General features: G+C 58.8%; 15 protein-coding genes. 7 read left to right on the plus strand and 8 right to left on the minus strand.

Features of this window, described 5'->3' with window-relative positions:
• Position 1: 1 nt before the first annotated feature.
• The 4 genes from C725_RS06155 to C725_RS06170 form a co-directional block, all read right to left on the minus strand.
• On the minus strand, positions 2–2,335 hold the full coding sequence (locus tag C725_RS06155) for a heavy metal translocating P-type ATPase (protein WP_008601026.1): 2,334 nt from the start codon (positions 2,333–2,335) through the stop codon (positions 2–4).
• Between the two features lie 446 nt (positions 2,336–2,781).
• Complete coding sequence (locus C725_RS16390; protein WP_008601028.1) at positions 2,782–2,943, minus strand: hypothetical protein; 162 nt, start codon at positions 2,941–2,943, stop codon at positions 2,782–2,784.
• Between the two features lie 134 nt (positions 2,944–3,077).
• Positions 3,078–3,530, minus strand: a complete 453-nt coding sequence (locus C725_RS06165; protein ID WP_008601030.1) for a DUF411 domain-containing protein — start codon at positions 3,528–3,530, stop codon at positions 3,078–3,080.
• A gap of 2 nt (positions 3,531–3,532) precedes the next feature.
• Complete coding sequence (locus C725_RS06170) at positions 3,533–4,153, minus strand: DUF2231 domain-containing protein (protein ID WP_051051240.1); 621 nt, start codon at positions 4,151–4,153, stop codon at positions 3,533–3,535.
• Positions 4,154–4,715: 562 nt separating this feature from the next.
• Between C725_RS06170 and C725_RS06175 the strand changes: the two genes are divergently transcribed.
• The 7 genes from C725_RS06175 to C725_RS06205 all read left to right on the plus strand — a co-directional run bounded on the left by C725_RS06175 (position 4,716) and on the right by C725_RS06205 (position 13,138).
• A complete protein-coding gene (locus C725_RS06175) occupies positions 4,716–5,153 on the plus strand; it encodes a periplasmic heavy metal sensor (protein WP_243442707.1) in 438 nt (145 codons plus the stop codon).
• 4 nt (positions 5,154–5,157) lie between these two features.
• On the plus strand, positions 5,158–5,709 hold the full coding sequence (locus tag C725_RS06180; protein ID WP_008601039.1) for an RNA polymerase sigma factor: 552 nt from the start codon (positions 5,158–5,160) through the stop codon (positions 5,707–5,709).
• A 57-nt stretch (positions 5,710–5,766) separates the two neighbouring features.
• Positions 5,767–7,587, plus strand: coding sequence for a copper resistance system multicopper oxidase (locus tag C725_RS06185; RefSeq protein ID WP_038281985.1), 1,821 nt, complete (start codon positions 5,767–5,769; stop codon positions 7,585–7,587).
• On the plus strand, positions 7,584–8,693 hold the full coding sequence (locus C725_RS06190) for a copper resistance protein B (protein ID WP_008601044.1): 1,110 nt from the start codon (positions 7,584–7,586) through the stop codon (positions 8,691–8,693). Before C725_RS06185 ends, C725_RS06190 begins: the two co-directional genes overlap by 4 nt.
• A 280-nt stretch (positions 8,694–8,973) precedes the next feature.
• Positions 8,974–11,685: a TonB-dependent receptor domain-containing protein gene (locus C725_RS06195; protein ID WP_008601045.1), complete on the plus strand. Its 2,712-nt coding sequence runs from the start codon at positions 8,974–8,976 to the stop codon at positions 11,683–11,685.
• A 2-nt stretch (positions 11,686–11,687) separates the two neighbouring features.
• Positions 11,688–12,407: a PepSY domain-containing protein gene (locus C725_RS06200; protein ID WP_038281990.1), complete on the plus strand. Its 720-nt coding sequence runs from the start codon at positions 11,688–11,690 to the stop codon at positions 12,405–12,407.
• The gene (locus C725_RS06205) at positions 12,404–13,138 is read left to right on the plus strand and encodes a PepSY domain-containing protein (protein WP_008601048.1); all 735 of its coding nucleotides are present in this window, start codon (positions 12,404–12,406) and stop codon (positions 13,136–13,138) included. The genes C725_RS06200 and C725_RS06205 overlap by 4 nt, the downstream gene beginning before the upstream one ends.
• On the opposite strand, the gene hutG is transcribed toward C725_RS06205, so the two are convergent.
• From hutG to C725_RS06225, 4 genes are read right to left on the minus strand one after another with little or no spacing between them, the layout of a single operon-like run.
• Positions 13,128–13,922: an N-formylglutamate deformylase gene (hutG, locus tag C725_RS06210; RefSeq protein ID WP_008601051.1), complete on the minus strand. Its 795-nt coding sequence runs from the start codon at positions 13,920–13,922 to the stop codon at positions 13,128–13,130. The genes C725_RS06205 and hutG overlap by 11 nt on opposite strands.
• Positions 13,922–15,451, minus strand: coding sequence for a histidine ammonia-lyase (gene hutH, locus C725_RS06215; RefSeq protein ID WP_008601053.1), 1,530 nt, complete (start codon positions 15,449–15,451; stop codon positions 13,922–13,924). Before hutH ends, hutG begins: the two co-directional genes overlap by 1 nt.
• On the minus strand, positions 15,451–17,136 hold the full coding sequence (gene hutU, locus C725_RS06220) for a urocanate hydratase (protein ID WP_038281993.1): 1,686 nt from the start codon (positions 17,134–17,136) through the stop codon (positions 15,451–15,453). The genes hutH and hutU overlap by 1 nt, the downstream gene beginning before the upstream one ends.
• Positions 17,136–18,482, minus strand: coding sequence for a formimidoylglutamate deiminase (locus tag C725_RS06225; protein WP_038281996.1), 1,347 nt, complete (start codon positions 18,480–18,482; stop codon positions 17,136–17,138). Before C725_RS06225 ends, hutU begins: the two co-directional genes overlap by 1 nt.
• Positions 18,483–18,495 lie beyond the last annotated feature (13 nt).

Below are 18,495 nucleotides of genomic sequence, written 5' to 3' on the forward strand. Positions count from 1 at the left end.
ACTAGCTGCTCGATCCGGACAGCTTTAATCCCCGAAGTCTCAGTGCATTTCCAATCACGGAAACAGACGACAGGCTCATAGCCGCCGCAGCGATCATGGGGCTGAGCAAAAGCCCGAACAGCGGATAGAGCAAGCCGGCCGCAATAGGTATACCTAAACTGTTATAGGCAAAGGCGAAAAACAGATTCTGGCGAATGTTACGCATGGTCGCGCTCGAGAGTGAATGCGCCTGTGCAAGACCCTGCAGATCACCTTTAATCAGGGTGATGCCCGCGCTTTCGATGGCGACGTCTGTTCCCGTACCCATCGCGATGCCAACATCCGCCAGGGCCAAAGCCGGCGCGTCGTTGATGCCGTCCCCCGCCATTGCGACAACACGGCCCTCAGCCTTCAGTTCGCCGACAATACGGTGCTTGTCTTCGGGCGAAACATCGGCGTGAATTTCATCGATGCTAACCTGTTCCCCGACGGCGCGGGCGGTGCCTTCACTGTCTCCGGTTAGCATGACCACGCGTATCCTGCGATCATGCAGAGCACGGATGGCATTTTGGCTTGTAGGTTTGATCGGGTCTGCAACCGCCAGAATGCCCGAAGCCTGCCCATCGATAGCCACGAACATGACCGTCTGCCCCTGAACTCTGCGGGTTTCCGCCTCGCCAGCAAGCTCATCGCTCCAGGCGGCGATACGTCTCATCAACTTGCCGTTACCGATACTGAGTCGGCGGCCTTCAACTCTAGCAGAGATGCCTTCGCCAGTCGTCGATGTGAATTCCGTCACCGGGCGCAAATCAAGATTTCTTTTCTGCGCACCCGCGACGATGGCCTCAGCCAGCGGATGCTCGCTGCCCACTTCGGCGGAGGCTGCGAGGGTTAGGAGCTCGTTCTCGCTGACACCGCCAGATGCAAGCATATACACAAGCTCTGGTTTTCCTTCAGTGAGCGTTCCTGTCTTGTCGACAACAAGTGTATCGATTTTCTCAAAACGCTCGAGCGCTTCGGCATTCTTGATCAGGATCCCGTTTTGCGCGCCCTTCCCGGTACCTGTCACGATTGACATGGGCGTGGCGAGGCCAAGAGCGCATGGGCAGGCTATGATAAGAACTGCGACTGCATTCACGAGGCCGTAAGCCAGCGATGGCTCCGGCCCCCAAATCGCCCAGGTCAGAAACGTCAGGAATGAAATTCCGACGACGAGAGGGACGAACCAACCGGCAACCTGGTCGGCCAAGCGCTGGATCGGCGCGCGGCTGCGCTGAGCCGCGGCTACCATCTGCACAATCTGTGCAAGCATCGTGTCCTGACCGACGCGGTTAACAACCATCACAAAACCGCCCGTGCCGTTGACCGTGCCCCCCGTGACAGTATCGCCCTCGCGCTTGGTGACGGGTAACGGTTCGCCCGAGATCATCGATTCATCGACGGCGCTCGAACCTTCGGCGACGCTGCCATCGACGGCGATTTTGTCGCCCGGCCGTACACGCAGCCGGTCCCCTGCCTTGACGTCCTCGACGCTAACCTCGTTTTCGGTACCATCCGGCAAAATTTTGAGTGCGGTCGGCGGCGCTAGCTCCAGAAGGGCGCGTAGCGCGCCAGAGGTAGCGCCGCGAGCCCGCAGCTCCAAAACCTGGCCGAGTAGAACGAGCGTCGTAATGACTGCGGCGGCTTCGAAATAGACAGCTACCCTGCCTTCGGCATCCCTGAATCCCGGCGGAAACAGCGTGGGAAATATCGTGGCAAAGATGCTGAAGAGGTAGGCGATGGAAACACCGAGCCCAATCAGAGTGAACATGTTCAGATTCATGGTCTTGAGGGATTGAAGACCGCGAACGAAGAATGGCCACGCTCCGAAGAACACCACCGGCGAAGCCAATCCGAGCTGCAGCCACTGCGCCCATGCCGGTTCGATCAGACGCGAGAATGGCTGCCCGGGAATGAGATCGCCCATCGCATAAATGAATAGCGGTACAGTCAGCGCCGCGCTGACCCAGAAACGGCGGCGCATATCCACGAGCTCTGGATCTGGGCCGTCGTCGAGGCTGACAGTCTCAGGCTCGAGAGCCATGCCGCAAACCGGACAGGAACCCGGGCCGTCTTGCCGGATTTCTGGATGCATCGGACAGGTGAAGATCGTACCCGGCGTCGCATTCTCTGCAGCGTTCAGATGAGCTTTCGAAAGATAGAGGTCCGGATCGGACACGAATTTCTGCAGGCACCGGGAAGAACAGAAATAATGAGAGGCGTCGCCGCGTTGGGTCACATGTTCAGCGCCTTCGATCTTCACACTCATACCGCAGACGGGGTCAGTTGCCATTTGCTGTGTGGACGGTTCAGTCATCAAAGCGGCTCCTAACATTCCGGTTCGAGATACTCATATCTTTTTGCCGGTGAGCTGTACGGCAAGCCTTCTGGCGGGAACGCCGATTAGAGCCGCCCAGAACCCGTAAGCGAAGCACCAGAATAATACGCTCAGCACACCGCTGACTGTCAGCCATTCAAAGCCCGGAAGCCAGGGTGACCACGCCCCGTGCATTTCGAGCCTAGAAGGCGCGAACAAACCATAAAGCACACAAGCCAGCAGGCTGACTGAGAGAAAAATATTGAATGTCAGACCTCACTTAATATGGAACAACATAGAAGTGCCGGTTTCATGAGCGGCTCCTTATTGGGGCCGGACGGCGGGATCAGGGGGAATTTACCGGCCGGCCCCGCACATCCTTTATGCCGAACCGGATGGATTTCGGCACAAAGGATGTGCAATTCTTGCTTATTCTCTACGGCAAGCTACTTCGGCTCGGAGGAGGACGCCGCCTCATCGTGCTTCATTTCGCCATGGTCCATCTCCTCATGGCTCATGTCGCTATCGCTCATGCCCTTCATCTGGGAATGGTCCATGGTTTTCCCGTCCATTGCCATGCACGTCATCTTCCCATTGGCGTCCTTCATGCAGTGTTCCGCTTTTGTGTTTTCAGGCGCAGCCTTGGTCGGTTCTTGAGCAAGAACCGCTACCGAGATCGAAAGGGCTGCGAAAGCGGTGGCAGCAAATATTGTCTTATTCACGTGAATTATCCTTCCTGGGGTTAATTGTGGCGGGCAAAAATCATGGTTGTGCCGACGCCGAACGCAATGACATTGTAGGGGGCCGCCGTTCCCCCGGCCTCCATTCCCGGCGACCCAAGCGGCATGCCCGGCACGGCGAGACCGCGAACCTGTTTCGGCTTCGCGGCAAGCAGCCGCGCAATGTCGGCGGCCGGGACATGCCCCTCCACAATATAGCCGTCGATCACGGCCGTGTGGCATGAGGCCAATTTCGCTGGAACGGCCAAACGGCCCTTAAGCGCTGGCATATTGGGCTCGTTGAGAACGTGCACGTCGCGGCCCAAATCTGCCTTGATCGATTTCGCCCACGCAAGACAGCAACCGCAATTCGGATCACGGTGCATAGTCATCTTGCCAGCAAGAGCGGGACCGGCAATTGCCATGGCCCCAAGGGACATTGCCAAGGCGCTGAGAAAGTGTTTCCGTTTGGGCATAATTATCCTTTCAAACCGAGATGGTCGGGACCCATCGCAAGCTCCCCGCCCATATACCCCTGCCAAAGCAGCAATCCTGCGATCAGTGCGAGGAGCAGTCTGAACCACTTACGGCTCGCTGTGATATTCTGCCCCTTGGGAAGCTGGGCCACCAGAATGAGACCGCCAATGGCAATACCCGTACCGTTCCAGCGATGCATGCCGAGAAGATCCGAGCGGTCGCTGAGCCGAAAGCCTCCGGCGAACCATCCGAGGAACGCGGCGAGAACGCCGCCGCCTGCTCCTGTCCATGTCAGAAATCGAACTGTCGTGCCCAAACCGGTAGAAGGGTTCAGGAACAGAAGTCCCTCCGCAAGTGCGGCAGCAAGAAGGAACGCGATCGGGAAATGTACGAAGGCAGGGTGAAGGGCTCCCAGAAACTTCACAATGAATGGCGTATTTTCTTCAGCGCCATGTTCGTGCGTCTCATGTGGCGATGCCGCGCTCTCACTATGCGCTATCTCAATAGCCTCGAGTGGCGCGCCCTCAGCCTGTGCGGAAGCTTCCTCCTTGGTCGGTTCGGTTTGGTTTTGGCGATGCGCTTCGTGGGCACTTGCCGGAAACGCAGCAATCGTCAGCGCCAATCCGAATCCCCATAAGAACGTGACCCCAGCTTTCTTCATCGAACCTCTTCCAGCTTGTACCTATTCTCGCCTTACGGCGGCCAAGGCCATGTCCCTCAAAACGCGTATCGGCTTTCGCTCCAGACGTCGGTCCGCCCCTGGCAATACAGAAGCCCCAAACAGAGAAGTTGCTCTTGATGACCGGCGCTGCCTGACGCGGATAGACCGAGGCCAATAAGCAAAAGGAACAATGATATTTGAGTGCGAACCGCATTAAATGCGTAAACACAGCATTGTTCCAGATACGGAAGGACGCGACGGTGGACTTGAACAGCTACCTAGCCGGGTCAGGCCATCACGATGATCTGCCTGCCGGTTTCCATGAGCGGCTATGGTCCCGCGTCGAGTTGATTGAACGAAAATCAGGAGAAAGGCGCGGGGCAGCACTAGGAGGCGTCCTTTTGATGGCTGCCTTCGTTACGGGCATGCTGACGTCCAGTTTTTACGGGCCGCCGCAGACGCCGCGCGATATATTATATGCAGGGCACGACCGGACGCCTGCCGTATTACTGGGCAGCCTTTCGTGAGGCTGGGGAAATGGTCGATTCTCGCCATTGTGTTTTTGGCTTTGGCGGCCGGAGCCCTGGGGGCTTTCCTGCATGATCGCTACGGAATGGCAGATCAGGCCAGCGGTCTACATGAATTCGTTCACGAAGAACTTGATCTTACAGAGGCGCAGGAAAGGCAACTCGACGCGCTCGAATTGAGATATGCTCCCGAGCGCTCGAGCCTTGAGAAAAAACTTGCGGCCGCAAACCGCAAGCTGGCTGCAGCTATCAAGAGCGAACATCGCTATGGACCGCGCGTTTCCCTTGCGATCGAAAACGTCCATCAGATCCTGGGCGATATGCAAAAGACGACAGTCGATCATGTCTTTGCGATGAGAGAGCTTCTCTCGGCGGAACAGCGAGTGGAGTTCGACCGGCGAGTGAACGAGGCGCTGACCAGAGCCGAAGATTGAACGGGTGACCGCGACAGGGCCCGAAGAGTTAAAGCTGCTTGTCCGCGAGGGCGACCGGCGGGCCTTCGACGAACTCGTAAAGATCGAGGGCACCCGGCAATTGGCCATTGCAACGCGCGCCCTGCACAACCGGGAACTCGCAGAAGACGCCGTGCAGGACGCCTTTGCCTCTGCCTGGATTGCCAGGCGGCGGTTCGACGTGTCACGCCCATTTGGAGCGTGGATTACCAGGATCACTCTAAACAAGTGCCGGGATATTCAACGCCGCAACGCCGTTAGAAATCTCTTCTGGATGCAGAAGACGTATGACGATCCGACTGTTCCCGATGAAAGCCCCGACCCAGAACAAACAGCGAGCGACCGGGCTCAGCTGAAAAGGGTTGAAGCAGAGATTGAAGCGCTTCCCAGAAAGCTGCGGGACGCGCTACTTCTGACAACCATAGACGGCTTCAGCTACGCAGATGCGGCCTCCATTTTGAAGGTAAGCCCCAAAACCATCGAAATGCGGACATATCATGCCCGAAAACGCCTGAAGACCGCGCTTCAGGAAATTTGAGGGTAACCCCCCCGCCCCGCGTAAGGAGGGCAAGCAAAGCCTACCGGGATTTTTTTCATGACAATTTTGACAGACCGCCGCGGCCTCATGCGCGGTGCGGCGCAGCTTGGCGGCGGACTTGCGCTCCAATCATTGATGCCTGCCTGGGCGCGCGGCAGCGATGTCGGCGGCGGCGGATCGATCCGCAAAGGTTTCGACGAGGTATCCGGTGCTGGCATCGACCTGACCATCGGCGAGGGCATGCGTTCCGTGCAAGGGCGCCGCGGCCATAGCATCGCGGTCAATGGGAGCGTTCCAGGCCCGCTGGTGCGGCTGAAGGAAGGCCAGCCAGTGAAGCTCAACGTCACCAACACACTGAGCGAGGACAGTTCGATCCATTGGCACGGGCTGTTGGTGCCGTTTCAGTTCGACGGGGTGCCCGGCGTCAGCTTTCCTGGCATCAGACCGGGGCAGACGTTCACATACGATATGCCCGCCTTTCGCCAGTCCGGCACCTATTGGTGGCACAGCCACTCCAGCCTACAGGAGCAGGCGGGTCATTATGGTCCGATCGTCGTCGAACCTGCGGGCACCGATCCGGTGCAGGCGGACCGCGATTATGTGCTGCTGCTAAGCGAGTTCACGCCTCTGCATCCTCACACGATCATGGCGAAGCTTAAAAAGGGTGAAGGCTACTTCAATTATCAGCAGCGTACCCTGACGGACGATTACCAGTTGTCCGGCAAGGAACGGCGTATGTGGGCCGAAATGCGCATGATGCCGACCGACATCATGGATGTGACCGGAGCAACGTACACTTATCTGGCCAACGGCTACGGACCGGACGAAGGCCTCGAATTTCTTTTCAGACAGGGCGAGCGTGTGCGGTTGCGGATCATTAATGGCAGCGCGATGACGTTCTTCAATTTCCGCATTCCCGGTGTGAAATTCTGGGTCGTCGGCGCCGACGGCCAGAATGTGAAGCCGGTCGAGGTGGAGGAATTCCAGATCGGCACTGCGGAAACATATGACATCGTCGTGGAACCGCGCGGCGAAGCGCATACGATCGTTGCAGAATCGATGGATCGATCCGGAATGGCCGCGGCGACGCTAGCCAGCCGTCCAGGCGCGCGGGCCGACCTCCCTGCGCTTCGGGAACCGCCGCTTCTGACAATGGCCGATATGGGCATGAGCGGCATGGATCATGGCGGAGGCGGTATGACCGAAATGGACCACGCCGCAATGGGCCACGGCGGCGGCGATGTGAGCGGCAGCGCTTCGCCCGGCGCAAACATCGATGCCGGGGCCATGACAATGGAGAGCATGGCAATGGGCGGCATGAATATGCGCGACACCTCGAAGCTGCCAGCAGATGTCAAGGTTGGCCCCGGCATCGACATGGTGTCGATGAACCCCGTGGACCGCATGGGTGACCCTGGCATCGGGCTGGACAAGGTCCCGCACAGAGTGCTCAATTATAAGGATCTGGCCGCGCTCACACCGAACCGGGACAAGCGCGCTCCGTCCCGGAAGATGGAAATTCATCTGACGGGGAACATGGAACGCTATATGTGGTCGTTCGACGGGCAGAAATTCTCGGCCGTCAGCGATCAGCCGATCCGGTTCGCCTATAATGAACGGGTACGGGTCAAGCTGGTCAACGATACGATGATGGCGCACCCGATCCATCTGCACGGCCATTTCTTCGAACTTGTCAACGGTCATGATGGCAACCAGCCGCTCAAGCACACCGTCATTGTTCAGCCCGGCGGCAGCGCAACCTTCGATCTAACAGCCGACGAAGTCGGCGACTGGGCGTTTCATTGCCATCTCCTTTATCACATGCACTCGGGAATGTTTCAGGTCGTCACGGTTGCGCAGCCGGGAGAAGCGGCATGAAGACATTGTTCGCGCTAATCCTTATGGGCGCCGCGGCCCCTGCCCTTGCGCAACATGCCGGCGGACACACCGGGCTAACGGAAACCGAACAGACGAACGCCGAACCAGAAGACAATGATGAAGCCACACCCGGTGCGGCCGCGGCACCGAAAAACACTGGCGACAACGCGACGGATCACTTGAACATGGACCACAGCGCCATGGGCGATGCGCCGATGGACCGTGATACGATACCCGCGATGGATCATGACGAGATGGACCGTGATGTCATGGACCATTCCCAAATGGGCGACAGCGCGATGGAAGGCATGGGCCAGATGGATCATAGTCAGATGGGTCAGGGCGATATGTCCATGCCGATCCCTGATGCGCCGCCGCCGCCCGCGGCCGGCTCCGGACCTGCACGCGCAGCCGATGCCGTCTGGGGCGCCGAAGCGATGCGCGGCGCGCGTGACAAGCTTCGTAGCGAACAGGGAGGCCAGACATTTTTCTGGATTCAGGGTGAACGCGCCGAATACCGAATCCGCGAAGGGAAGAACGGCTATCTCTGGGATATTCAGGGCTTTTATGGCGGCGACATCGACAAATTCTGGTTCAAGTCCGAAGGGGAAGGCAGTTTCGGTGAAGAGATCGAGGCCGCTGAAGTTCAGGCGCTTTGGAGCCGTGCTATCGGTCCGTGGTTCGATTTTCAAGCCGGCGTGCGGCAGGATTTCGCTCCGCGTGACCGCACCTATGCGGCCGTGGGGGTGCAAGGCCTTGCCCCCTATTTGTTCGAACTGGATGTCGCCGCGTTCCTGTCTGACAGGGGCGATCTGACCGCGCGTCTGGAGGGCGAAATCGATCAGCGCATCACCCAGCGTCTTATCCTGCAGCCGCGCGCCGAGATAAACCTCGCCGCGCAGGACATTCCTGAACTGGCTATTGGCGCCGGTATCGATACTGCCGAACTCGGTCTGCGGCTACGCTACGAGATCGCCCGCGAATTTGCGCCGTACATTGGCGTCGAGCAAGAATGGAAATTGGATAAAAGCGCCGATTACGCACGCGCGGGGGGTGAGGATCCTAGTGTCACAAATTTCGTCGTCGGGCTGCGCTTCTGGTTTTAGGGAAACCCCCATGCCAACGAAGATATCGGCATGTATTTCCTAAATGTTTTTCGCCCTCGCAAGAGCTTCCTTTGAGCCGGTTATAGGCAAATAGGTAACGAGAATTTTCACTGCGTAGAAATATCCTCGCACAGTCTCGAGTCCTAATCAGCATACAAAAGTGGCCAGATTGTAATTTAATGTGTCTTTCTAGCCCGACAATCCTCCTCAACGAATAAATGTGTTGACCTGTATATACAGCATTGTATTTCGAGGTGATTGGAGACAGAGGGGGAACGACATGCACAGATCAATATTCGCCATCGGCGTCAGTGCGATCGCACTCAGCAGTGCGTCAGGCGCTGCGCAGAGTCTGCCTGAAAGCAACGCAGAGCGCGGCATTGCAAGCGATTCGCCAGCTGAAGAAGAAAACGTCATCGTCGTGACTGGCTCTCGCATCCCGCGGGCAGATATTGATAATGTTGCACCGACGACGGTCGTCAGTTCCGCGGAACTTGCAAATACTGGCATTGTGAATGCCGAAACTGCGCTTCAACGTCTGCCAGCGAATGCAGGCTTCGCAGGAAATCAGACCTCGGCCTATTGGACCGGCAATGGGTACGGTACTGCGCAGGTTAATCTGCGCGGACTTGGGATCAAGCGAACGCTCGTCCTTCTGAATGGCCGCAGACTTGTGGCCGGCGGCACAGGTGCAAATTCATCGCCTGACCTCAATATGATCCCGGTTGCCGCCATTGGCCGTATCGAAGTTCTGAAAGACGGTGCATCGGCTATTTACGGCGCCGATGCCGTTGCAGGCGTGGTGAACATCATCACCCAGACTGACTTTGAAGGTTTCAAGGCTAGCGGGCGGTACGGCATCACCGATCGCGGCGACGGCTCTGACCTTACTGCCAACCTGCTCTGGGGCGTTCAGAATGAACGTGGCGGTTTTACGGCGGCGGCAACCTATCAGAATACGTCCGCGATAAATCTTGCCTCCCGGGCTCCCTGTTCACTCGCCGAAGTCACGCCCGGCGAGCTGAGCTGCGTCAACAGCGCCTCCACCGTCGGCGGCCGAGCGGTGCTACCGAACGGCGATCTCATCAATTTCAACAATGATCCGAACGGTGACGGGGACTTCTTCGAGCCCTACAGCCCTGCCAAGCACAATTTCAACTCTGCACCGTTCCTTAATGCGGTCAGCCCCATCGAACGGGTTAGCACGGCCTTCTTCGGGCATTACGACCTGACCGATTCCGTGACCGCATTTGGTGAATTTCTTTATACGCACCGGGAGAGTGATCAGATCGCCACCCCCGGGACGCTTCGGAACCTTTCGATTTCAGCGGAAAACCCGACGAATCCAACCGGTCAAGATATCGTGCTGGCCCAGCGGCGCCTCGCAGAACCAGGACCGAGACAATTTTTTCAGGAAACGGATACTTGGCAAGGCACGCTCGGTGTTCGCGGCGATATCGCGAATGGCTGGCGCTGGGAGCTGGCAGGCGCCTTCGGTAGAAACACCGCGATCGACGGATCAACCAACATAGCCAACCTTGAGAGGGTCGGAAACACTCTCGACCGCGAAGTTTGCGGCACTCAGGCCAGTGCGGCAATTCCTTGCGGCGACTATCTCGGCGCCGGAGATCTGAGTGCCGACGTGCTGAATTATATTCTCTTCACCTCGCGCGATACAGGCGGGAACGAGCTGGCGACTGTCACAGCCGACCTTAATGGATCGCTTTTTGCGTTACCCGGCGGCGACGCTGCCTTTGCGACCGGCCTGGTTTACCGCCGCGAAAAGGGCTTCCGAAATCCCGACCCACTAACGGTGATGGGCGTCGCCAACACCAATCAACAGGAACCCATCTCGGGTACGAGCGAAGCCAGAGAGGCTTATCTTGAACTTTCGCTTCCGATACTAGCAGACGTTCCCTTTGCGCAGTCGCTGACCCTCGATGGGGCCGTGCGGTACTCCGACTACGATCTATTTGGCTCTGACTGGAATTATAAAGGCAGCGTCGACTGGCAGCCCTTTACCGGCGTACGCCTGAGGGGCACCTATGGCACCGGCTTCCGCATTCCAAATGTTCCAGAACTGTTCGGCGGTGTATCCGAAGGCAACCTGACGACGACTGATCCCTGCAGCCAATATAGCAGTAGCGGCAATGCGACCCTGATCGCCAACTGCCAGGCTTCAGGCGTACCGGCCGACTACGTTCAGCTGGGCACGTCGATCCTGACAACTGTCGGCGGCAATGAGGATCTACAGCCCGAAAGCTCGAAAAGCTGGACCGTTGGAACCGTGCTTGAACCGGCCTTCGCACCGGGCTTGTCGCTGACCGTAGATTGGTACGATATCGAGATCGACGATGCGATCAGGGCCATTCCGGGTTCAACGAAGCTGGCCGTCTGTTATGCCAGCGAAAACCTCTCGAGCGCATTTTGCGACGACTTCACACGAAGCTCGCTGACGGGCGAGGTCACATTTCTGTCTGCCCAGCCGATCAATACCGGCAAGGAGGAGATCAGCGGTCTCGACATCGGCGCCGCCTATCGCCGTGACTTCGGCGACTTTAGCCTGAGCGCGGATGTGAACATCAGTTATCTCAACGAATATGTCATCTCACCCTTCCCAGGCGGCGATGCCATTGAGTTCGACGGTTTCATCGGCGGCGGCAATGGCGGGTATCCGAAATGGCGGGGATACGGCATTCTGACCGCAGAGGTGGAACAGTTCAGCGCGACCTGGTCGACGCAGTGGATCGGCAAAGCAACCGACTTCAATGCCGACGCCGATCAAATCGGATACAGAACGCCGAATGTCTTCTACCACAACATTCAACTCGCCTACCGCGTCGACGACCGCTTCCGCGTGAATTTTGGCGTCGACAATCTATTTGATCGTAAGGCGCCTTACATTCCAAGCTTTACGGACGGCAACACGGACACGATGACCTATGATCTGATGTGGCGCCGCTTCTATGTAGGCGTGCAGACAGAATTCTGACCATGACAGGAATTCGCTGGCCCCTCACCGTACGGCGTTTCCATAAATGGCTAGGGCTATTTGTGGGATTACAGGTGCTTTTGTGGACGATGACCGGCTTTTATATGGTCGTCGTCCACATCGACATTATTCATGGCGATCATCTGGTCGCTGAGGCAAAAGCGGGGCCTCTCGACCTCCGGCAGTTCGGTCCGCCGCAGGCTGTACTCGAAAGAAACCCAGGCATCACAGCCATGAGCGCGGTCGAAGTTGCAGGGCGTACTGCCTGGCGGGTGCAGCTTCCTCAGGGTGTCAGGCTGGCGGACCCTGCAAGCGGAGAATTGTGGAAACCGCTCGACGATTCCGCGATCCGGGATGCAGCCAAAGCTTATTATGCGGGAAGTGGACCGATTGTGCGGACCACCCTGCTTAATTCGCTGCCGCAAGAGGTTCAGGCATATGGCGGGCCGCTATGGCAGGTCGAGTTCCAGGGCTGGGCAAGGCCAACGCTTTACCTTTCGCCATATACTGGAGAACTAGTAACCAAGCGGCATCTGCTTTGGCGGGTCTTCGATTTTGCCTGGATGCTGCACATCATGGACTATGATGAACGTACGGACGTTAACAATCCCCTGCTTCGTGTCGCGACGTGGAGCGCCGTGCTGATGCTCACTACCGGTGCCTGGTTACTCTGGTGGTCGCTGCCGCTGAAACGCAAAAAAAAGAAGCGGAAGACAGCATGAAAAAGCTCCGCTTCACACCGTTACTGTTTCGGCGCGTCCATAAGTGGGCTGGTCTTGTCATCGGCATCCAGTTCATCCTTTGGGCCGTAAGCGGCACCGCCATGGCGCTACTGGACAGCGCCGAGGTTGCCGGCCGCGCCGCTCCTTCTCCACAAGTAATCGGCAACGCTGCAGAGACGCTTTTGCCACCTGCGCGACTGGGTATCGGCACCGGCACCGATGCTCTCCAGCTGCGCATGCTGGCTGGAAAGGCCGTGTACGAAGTCCGTTCAAAGGGGAGTGTTCGCCTGCTCGATGCCGCGACCGGCGCTGATGTTACTGTGAATGCAATCCTAGCAAGATCTGTCGCCAGAACGGCTAACGGTTCCGAAATCACTTCCGTCACCCGAATGGCCGAACCAAATCTGGAATCCCGCGACTTTTCCGGTCCAGTCTGGCGGGTGAACTTTTCGGATGAGGTGAATTCCTCCGTCTACATTTCTGCGATTACCGGAGAGCTGCTTGTATCAAGGGGCGACACTTGGCGGATTTGGGACTTTTTCTGGATGCTCCACAATATGGATTATGCCGAGCGGGCAAGCTTCAATCATCCGCTCATCATAGCGGCGGGATTCGGTGTTCTGTTCGTTTCGACCACAGGATTTTACCTGCTGTTCAAAAGTTTCCGCCGGCGCGAGTTTCGCTGGGTTCCGTTTATGAAGGACGACCGGAAGCGTATTGTCACCCGCTGAGGATCACTGACACCTGGCGTAGAAGAGCGCGGAGGTCAGCCGCTCGTGCGTCGCTCCATTTGTCTGGCACGGATTCGTCCATATACGCGCACTGCGCCAGTTCGATCTGTACAACGTCTATACCGTCTTGAGGGCGGCCATAGTGCCGTGTGATGTAGCCGCCTTTGAAACGGTCGTCGGCAACCCAGGAAAAGCGGTTCTGCGCCTTGAGCAGAACGATGATACGCTCGCGCAGTTCGGCTGAGCAGCTGCGGCCGCCATTGGTGCCAAGATTGATATCCGGCAGTCGGCCCTCGAACAGGCGCGGGCAGATACTGACGATGGAATGCGCGTCGAGTAGGGTTACGCGGCCATGTCGGGCACGGGCGCGGCGTATCAGAGCCTGGAGCCGGTCGTGATAGGGCCGCCAGCACGCTGCGATGCGGTCAGAAACCTCAAGGGGGCTGGGAACATCACCACCGGGGTAGAGTGCTTTTCCCGCAAAGGTCTGCAGAGGGCACAGGCCTGTCGTCGATTGGCCAGGATAAAGCGGGCTGTCGTCCGCCGGGCGGTTAAGATCGATATACCAGCGGGACCAGTTAGCCTTTATAACGCTGGCGCCCGTACTGACCAGAAAATCGTACAGGCGGTCCACGTGGTGATCAGCGTCGCTTTCCACGGACGCGTCGACCGCCAACCTGTCATTCAGCGCACGGGGCATAAAGTTACCGGTATGCGGAATGCTGACGACGAGCGCCCCGCGGCCCTCGGTCACATCAAAGGGAGGCGGGCCATCCTCTGCCATCAGACCGTCCCACCGACGACAAGACATGAGGCAGGAAGCGGGCCATTCATCACATGCTGAGCGGCCGCCTCGATGTCGGGCGCCATAAAGCGGTCACAGTGCCAGTGTGCGGCGTAGCGCCGTACATCCGCATGCAGCTGTTCCAGTACGGGCGAAGATTTCAGCGGTCTGTGAAAATCAATGCCCTGCGACGCCGCAAGCAGCTCGATGCCGACTATAGCGGCCGCATTGGCGGCCATTTCGCCCAGTCGCCGGGCGCCGTGCGTCGCCATCGATACATGGTCTTCCTGATTGGCCGAGGTTGGTATGGAATCGACGCTGGCAGGGCTCGCCAGGAGCTTGTTTTCAGAAACCAGCGCGGCCGCCGTTACCTGCGCGATCATGAAACCGGAATTGACACCGCTATGTTCGACGAGAAAGGCCGGCAGCCCGCTCATCTTGGGATCGACGAGCAGTGCCGTCCGCCGCTCGGAAATCGAACCGATTTCCGCAATCGCCAGTGCCAGCTGGTCCGCAGCAAACGCGACAGGCTCGGCATGAAAATTGCCCCCGGAAAGGATTTCTCCGGAATCTGCGAAGACGAGCGGATTGTCGGTCACGGCATTCGCTTCCATGATCAGCGTATTCGCAGCAGTCCGGATCAGGCCCAGGCAGGCACCCATCACCTGTGGCTGGCACCGTAGCGAGTAGGGATCCTGTACACGCGGATCGCCGGACAAGTGACTCTGCCGGATCTCGCTGCCGGACAATATTTCCCGTAGCGCGCACGCAGCGTCGATCTGCCCGGCATGACCGCGCAGTATGTGAATGCGCGCGTCGAAGGGGAGGTCGGACCCCTTCAGCGCATCGACCGAAAGCCCGCCGGCCGCGAGACCGGCCGCGAAAACGCGCTGCGCGGCGGCGAGGCCGGCAACCGCGAGTGCCGTCGACGCCTGCGTGCCATTCAGAAGGGCGAGCCCCTCCTTGGGCCCGAGGGCGATAGGCGCGAGGCCCTTCACCGCAAGCGCATCCTTGGCAGGCCCCTTTTCACCGTCCACCTTGGCATTGCCGACACCGATGAGGGTGGCCGCGAGGTGCGCAAGCGGCGCCAGGTCGCCAGATGCGCCGACCGAACCTTTTGCAGGAATGACAGGCAGGATATCCCATTCGAGAAGGTCCATGAGCGCCTGCACGACGCCGCGCCGAACGCCAGATGCACCGCGCGACAATCCGACGATCTTCAACAGGATCATCAACCTGACTACTGGATCCGATAGCGGATCGCCAATGCCAGCTGCGTGGCTCAGCACCAGATTTTCCTGCAAACTGTCTAACTCGTCAGCGCAAATACGCGTTCCGGCGAGAAGGCCAAAACCGGTATTGATACCATAGGCGGTGCCACCCGAGGAAATCAGGCTGCCGACGATTTCGGCGCTGCGCTCGACGGCATTCCAACGTACAGGCGACAATTCTACCGTGATCGGTCCTGCCAGCGCCGCCTTCAGATCGCTAAGGTCAACCGGCCCGTCCCCAATGAAAATCTTCGTCATCAGATCGCTTTTCGTAATGAGGGAAGTACAAGGCCGTGTTCGCGGGCACATGCCTCGGCATCCTCATAGCCGGCATCGGCATGGCGCATGACGCCTGTGGCTGGGTCGTTCCAAAGCACGCGCTCTACACGGGCGGCCGCATCTTCGGTGCCGTCGCAAAGGACCACCATGCCGGCGTGCTGCGAAAACCCCATGCCGACACCGCCGCCATGGTGAAGCGACACCCAGGTTGCGCCGCTGGCAGTGTTGAGGAGCGCGTTGAGCAGCGGCCAGTCGGATACGGCATCAGAGCCGTCCTTCATCGATTCCGTTTCGCGGTTCGGACTGGCGACCGATCCGGAATCGAGATGGTCACGGCCGATGACGACCGGTGCCTTCAACTCGCCTGAGGCAACCATCTGGTTGAATTTCAGTCCAATCCGGTGTCGGTCGCCAAGGCCAACCCAGCAAATGCGCGCGGGTAAACCCTGAAACGCGATCCGCTCGCGCGCCTGCTCCAACCAATTGTGGAGGTGCGCATCATCCGGCAGTAGCGCCTTCACAGCCTCGTCGGTCTTGTAAATGTCCTCCGGGTCGCCCGAAAGGGCAACCCAGCGAAAAGGTCCTATGCCGCGGCAGAATAGTGGACGGATGTAAGCCGGTACAAAACCGGGAAAGGCGAAAGCGTCCGCCATTCCCTCCTCCTTGGCCACCTGCCGGATATTGTTGCCGTAATCCACAACGGGCACGTCCTCACGCCACCACTCGAGCATGGCGCCGACATGCTGGACGATGGATTTCCGTGCGGCCGCCTCGACCTGTTTCGGATCGGCAATGCGCAGTCGTTCCCATTCCTCGACCGTCCACCCGGCAGGCAAATAGCCGTTCGTGACATCATGAGCACTCGTCTGGTCTGTGACGACGTCGGGACGCACGCCGCGGCGGCGCATCTCCGGTAAGATTTCGGCCGCATTGCCGAGAAGACCAACGGAAAGGGCGCGCTTCTCCGCGACGGCTTGCTCGATCAGCGCCAGCGCTTCATCGAGGCTTTCCGTTGATGTGTCGAGATAATGCGTGTCGAGCCGCTTCCTTATACGCGAGGCCTGACACTCGATGGTCAGCGATGCCGCGCCGGCGAGGCTCGCTGCGAGCGGCTGGGCCCCGCCCATGCCGCCCAGACCGGCACTCAGGATCCAGCGTCCAGCCAAATCACCGCCGAAGTGGCGGCGACCGATTTCGACGAACGTTTCGTAGGTGCCCTGCACGATGCCCTGGCTGCCGATATAAATCCATGAACCAGCGGTCATCTGGCCGTACATCATCAGACCAGCGCGATCGAGGTCCTGGAAATGTTCCCAAGTTGCCCAGCGCGGTACGAGATTGGAATTGGCAATCAGGACGCGCGGCGCATCGCGGTGGGTGCGAAAAACGCCAACCGGCTTGCCCGACTGCACCAGCAGCGTTTCGTCATCTTCCAGCACGCGCAGTGCCGCCACGATGGCATTGAAGGCATCCCAGTTCCGCGCTGCCTTTCCGATTCCGCCATAGACGACGAGGTCTTCAGGCCGCTCCGCAACCTCGGGATCCAAATTGTTCATCAGCATGCGGAGCGGCGCTTCGGTACTCCAGCTTTTTGCGGTCAATGCCGTGCCACGCGGCGCTCTCACCACGCGCGCATTTTGCTGCGCCACGTCTTCTCTCCCCATCAGATAAGCTCCTTAAGCGATCTTGTCGTTTTCTTGAATTCCGAAGCGACAGCTTCTTGCCGGGGATGGTGCCCGTTCGCCGTAATCTGGCGGCCCCCGACCCAGGTCTCGCAAACCATGCCCGATCCCGGCGCAAAGATTAGCGAGTCCAGGAGCGTGTCGCCCCCCTTCCCTGACAGGCTGGAATGCTCCTCATCGAGGCGAATAAAATCCGCGGACATCCCTTCCGCCAGCGTACCGGTAGGAGAGCCGGTCGCCGCGGCTCCCGCCTCAGCCGCTCGTAACCAGAGAAATGCACCCGCATTCGGCATGTCTTCCGTGTTCAGCACAAGACGTCGTTGGGTACGCAGGCGCTGCCCATAATCGAACAGCCGCAATTCCTCGCACGGGTCGGTGCAGACGTTACTGTCCGACCCAATACCGAAACGGCCCCCTGCGCGGATGAATGGCTCGGCGTTGAACAAGCCATCGCCAAGATTGCCCTCCGTTGTCGGACAAAGGGCGACCGTCGCCCCCGTCGCGGCCAACCGGCGCGCTTCGCCATCTGTCATGTGAGTGGCGTGGACCAGCGTCCATCGTTCATCAACATTGGCGTGATCCAAAAGCCACGCGACCGGCCGCGACCCCGACCATTCCAGGCTGGCAGCGACTTCCTTTTCCTGTTCGGCAATGTGAATATGTACCGGACAGCGCAGATCATCGGAGAAGCGCTCAACATTCTTTGCAGAAACCGCGCGCAGGCTGTGAAGGGCCGCCCCAACACGAAAGCCTTCCCGGTCGCCGCGCACCCTAAGATCATTCAGCAGCCTGAAATATGCGTCCTCTTCCATGATAAAACGGCGCTGCCCCGGCTCGGGCGGCATTCCGCCAAACCCGCCAAAACGGTAGAGAACAGGTATGAGAGTAAGGCCAATGCCTGCCACCTTGGCCGCTTCGATCACCGCATTAGCCATCTCGCTTCGGTTGGAATAGGGCCGGCCGTCTGGATCATTGTGTAGATAATGGAACTCGCAAACATGGGCGTAACCGGCGCGAACCAGTTCCACGTAAAGCTGGCACGTAATCCGGAACATGTCCTCGGGGCCTAGAAACTGCAGAAACTTGTACATGATTTCACGCCAGCTCCAGAAGTCGCTCTCCTGCGCAGCGCGGCCTTCAGCCAGTCCGGCCAGAGCACGCTGGAAGGCATGACTGTGCATGTTCGCGGGAGCTGGCACATAGATACGATCGGTCGCTTGGGGGCCAGGATTGCCCGTGCCGATACGACTCAGCCTGCCGTCATCTGACCACGACAGGCGGCAATTTTTCCACCCCTCCGTAAGCCGGATGCACCCTTTAACCGACATTTTGCCTAACCCC

The sequence above is a fragment of the Pacificimonas flava genome (assembly GCF_000342165.1).
GTDB classification, from domain to species: domain Bacteria; phylum Pseudomonadota; class Alphaproteobacteria; order Sphingomonadales; family Sphingomonadaceae; genus Pacificimonas; species Pacificimonas flava.